Origin of the sequence: Enterococcus canintestini, from assembly GCF_001885735.1 — a bacterium.
In the GTDB taxonomy this organism is placed as follows: Bacteria; Bacillota; Bacilli; order Lactobacillales; family Enterococcaceae; genus Enterococcus_C; species Enterococcus_C canintestini.
Map to the genome: position 1 here is coordinate 1 of NZ_JXKG01000058.1, position 771 is coordinate 771.

Annotated in this window: 1 protein-coding gene; it reads right to left on the minus strand. The window is 34.5% G+C overall.

All coding sequences use genetic code 11. From position 1 onward, the window contains the following. Positions 1-6 precede the first annotated feature (6 nt). Entirely contained in the window at positions 7-645 is a 639-nt protein-coding gene (locus RU96_RS12650) for a hypothetical protein (protein WP_249024211.1), read from the minus strand. Positions 646-771: the final 126 nt, after the last annotated feature.

Here is a 771-nt window from a genome sequence, read left to right on the forward strand (position 1 = left end):
TTAGAGCTATGAATTATTCAGGTGCTGATAGTAACCTTTAATTTTTACTGTCTTACCATAGTAAGAAGAAGTATTGCCGCGGGCACTGTTAAAAGAAAAGTTGTTCCACAAGACTTTTCCTTTTTGCATAAAAGTAGCGTAACGATTTTCACTATAAAATTTACCGCCAGCACTTGTATTCAGCACTAAGCCGTTCCCTTTAGCGGTAAAACCTACAAATTGATTTTGATAATTATAAAGAGCGTAATATTCTTTTTTATTTACTGTATAAATTTCCCGATATTGCAAAGTCTTTTTATTAAAGTTTTTAATTTGGGCATTACTAAAGACATCTTTTTGTAGGCTTAATTTTGAGGTTGTAACGGCAACATAGCCTGTTTTTTTCGTGTATGTGCCATTATGTAATACTAGTGCTGTTTTTGGTACCCAACCAAACTCTGTATTGGCGCTATCTTCTTTAACTAGTCGAATCATTTCTTTATCTCCACTAGTCTTTACCTTGTCTGTTACACGGAAAACTTGATCTTTATAATTAGCTAAACTTGTTTGTTTAATAAATTGATTTTGCTCGTTTAAGCGATAAGCAAATTCTTGTCCATCGGTTAGTTTGGCATATGTTTTTAAAGCTTCTTTTTTCCCAACCATAGTTTCTAAAGCTTCATCTTGTTGCGGTTGAACTTTTTCTACCGGCGCAGTTTCACTTGTCGCAGTTGTTGGCGGTGTACTTGTTGTACTCGTTGAAGAGGAATTGCATGTATCCTAATAAAGTGG